The sequence below is a fragment of the Streptosporangium sp. NPDC023615 genome (assembly GCF_040640155.1).
Classification (GTDB): Bacteria; Actinomycetota; Actinomycetes; order Streptosporangiales; family Streptosporangiaceae; genus Streptosporangium.
In genome coordinates this window covers 1-2,719 of the sequence record NZ_JBFABE010000156.1, presented here as the reverse complement: position 1 = coordinate 2,719, position 2,719 = coordinate 1, and the positions used below count along the sequence as shown (strand labels likewise).

2 protein-coding genes are annotated in these 2,719 nt (G+C 68.4%); one reads left to right on the top strand and one right to left on the bottom strand.

The window, feature by feature from the left end; all coding sequences use genetic code 11:
• Nucleotides 1–2,024 (top strand): Tn3 family transposase (locus AB0G16_RS38605; protein ID WP_362815969.1); only part of this gene is annotated, 2,024 nt, incomplete at its 5' end.
• An 18-nt stretch (nucleotides 2,025–2,042) separates the two neighbouring features.
• Here the strand turns inward: AB0G16_RS38605 and AB0G16_RS38600 are convergent.
• Nucleotides 2,043–2,705, bottom strand: coding sequence for a recombinase family protein (locus tag AB0G16_RS38600; protein WP_362815967.1), 663 nt, complete (start codon nucleotides 2,703–2,705; stop codon nucleotides 2,043–2,045).
• Nucleotides 2,706–2,719: the final 14 nt, after the last annotated feature.

Sequence of the window (2,719 nt, the reverse complement as noted above, 5' to 3'; positions counted from 1 at the left end):
GGAAGGTGCACCGCAAGACCGAGAAGCTGTTCTCGATCGCCGAGGCGTCGCTGCGGGCGCCGGAGGGTACGGTCCGGCAGGTGGTGTTCCCGGCGGTGCCGGGCGGGGAGAACACGCTGCGGGCGCTGGTGGCGGAGGCGAAGGCGGACGCCAGGGCCTACAAGGCCCGGGTGCGGACGGTGCTGACCAGTTCCTACACCTCCTACTACCGGCGGATGCTGCCCAAGCTGCTGGCCGCGATCGAGTTCAAGTGCAACAACACCGCCTACCGGCCGGTGATGGATGCCGTGGACCTGCTGCAGCGCTACGCCGACATCCCGAACACCACCCGCCACTACGACGCATCCGAGAACGTCCCCATCCATGGGGTGGTTCCGGATGGCTGGCTGGAGGCGGTCGTCGACGAGAACGGGGTCATCGAGCGGGCCTCCTACGAATTGTGCGTGATCGTGTCGTTGAAGGACGCGCTGCGCCGCCGCGAGATCTACGTCGCCGGCGCCCGCCGCTGGCGCAATCCCGAGGAGGACTTGCCGACCAATTTCGAGGACAACCGGGACGTCCACTACGAGAACATGCGCCAGCCGCTGGACAGCAGTGTGTTCATCGAGACGTTGAAGGAGGCGATGCGCGCCTCGATGGCGGCGTGCGGGGAGGCGGTCCGCAAGAACCGCTCCGGCGGCACGAAGGTGAAGACGCACCGCGGTGAGCCGCGCTGGCACATCCCTGACCTGGGCAAGCTGAAGGTGCCGGAGAACCTTCGGGCGCTGCACACCGAGGTCGCCGCCCGCTGGGGGATCATCGATCTGCTGGACTTCCTGAAGGAGTCCGACTTCGTCACCGACTTCACCGACGCGTTCACCACGGTCGCGACCCGGGAGGCGACCCCGCGGGAGGTGATCCGCAAACGGCTGCTGCTGGTGCTGTACGCGCTCGGCACCAACGTGGGGATCAAACGGGTCGCCGACGGCGGCCGCCACGGCGAGACCGAGGCCGCGCTGCGCGCAACGAGGCACCTGTTCGTCAACCGCGACAACTTGCGAGCGGCGATCGCGACCCTGGTGAACGCCACCCTGAGGATGCGGGACCCGCTGTGGTGGGGCAACGGCACCGCGTGCGCGTCGGACTCGAAGAAGTTCGGGTCCTGGTCGTCGAACCTGATGACCGAGTACCACGCCCGCTACGGCGGCCACGGCGTCATGATCTACTGGCACGTGGACCGCAAGTCGGTGTGCGTCTACTCCCAGCTACGGTCCTGCAACGCCTCCGAGGTCGCCGCGATGATGGAGGGCGTGCTGCGGCACTGCACCGACGCCACCATCGACCGCCAGTACACCGACAGCCACGGCCAGTCCCTGGTCGGGTTCGCGTTCTCCCACCTGCTGGGGTTCAAGCTGCTGCCGCGAATCAAGAGGATCGCCCATCAGAAGCTCGTGAAGGCCGACGCCGATGACCAGGTCCCGTCCTGCCTGACGGGCATGGTGGCCGACAAGCCGATCGACTGGGAGATCATCGCTCAGCAGTATGACCAGATGGTCAAGTACGCCACCGCCCTGCGGCTGGGCACGGCCGAGGCCGAGCAGGTGCTGCGCCGCTTCACCCGCGGCGGCCCCAAGCACCCCACCTACAAGGCCATCGAGGAACTCGGCAAGGCCGTCAAGAGCATCTTCGTCGCCGAGTACATCGCCGCTCAGGAACTGCGCCGCGAGATCCACGAGGGCCTGCAGGTCGTGGAGAACTGGAATTCGGCCAACACCGACCTGTTCTACGGCAGCGCCGGCACCCTCCCGGGCAGCGACAAGGAGCACCAGGAGGTCTCCATGCTCAGCCTGCACTTGCTGCAGTCCGCGCTGGTGTTCATCAACACCCTGCTCGTCCAGTCCGTCCTGAAGGACCCCACCTGGCAGCAGAAGCTGACCGAGGCCGACAAACGCGGCTTGTCCCCGCTGTTCTGGTCCAACGCCAACCTCTACGGCACGATCGATATCGACATGGGCCGCCACCTCGACCTCGGCCTCGCGGCCTGATCGGCTTCTTCCCCTCGATCAGGATGATCCAGGGGACGAAGCTGGCTGGTCGGGCAGCAGCCCGGCCAGCGCGGTCCGGACCGCGGCCCGACTCACCCCCTGCGCACGTGCGAGCGCCGCGATCGAGGCGCCCTGGTGGGTGAACGCCGACCGCACCTCCTCGATGCGTGCGCCGGTCAGCGCGGCCGGCCGCCCGCGGTAGCGGCCTTCGGCCTCGGCCGCGGCGATCCCCTCGGCGGTCAGCTCGTTCTGCAGGTCGCGCTGGAACTGCCCCACAGCGGTGATCACGTTGATGATCAGGTCGGTGGTGGCGTCGTTGGCGGCCAGGTCGTGGAAGTTCGACAGCGGCCCGGACAGGACCCGCAGCACTACGCCGCGGGCCTGGCACCAGCCGCGGACGGTGTGGATGTCGACCAGGTCGCGGCAGAGCCGGAACAGCTCCGACACCGTGAGGGTGTCGCCGGGATGCGCAGCAGCGGCAACCTTGGCGAACGCGGGCCGCTCCAGCGCGGGAACCTTGGAGGTGGTCGCCGGGTCCTCAAACAGCAGCACGCCCTCGACCGGGTGGAACCCCGCCGCGACGCCCTCGGCCCGGACCAGCAACCCGGCCTCGGTGAGGATGTGCCGCTGCCGCAGCAGCGACTGGGTCGCGGTGGACGAGCGGGAGTAGACGATCCGCACCGGCGCTCCTCAAG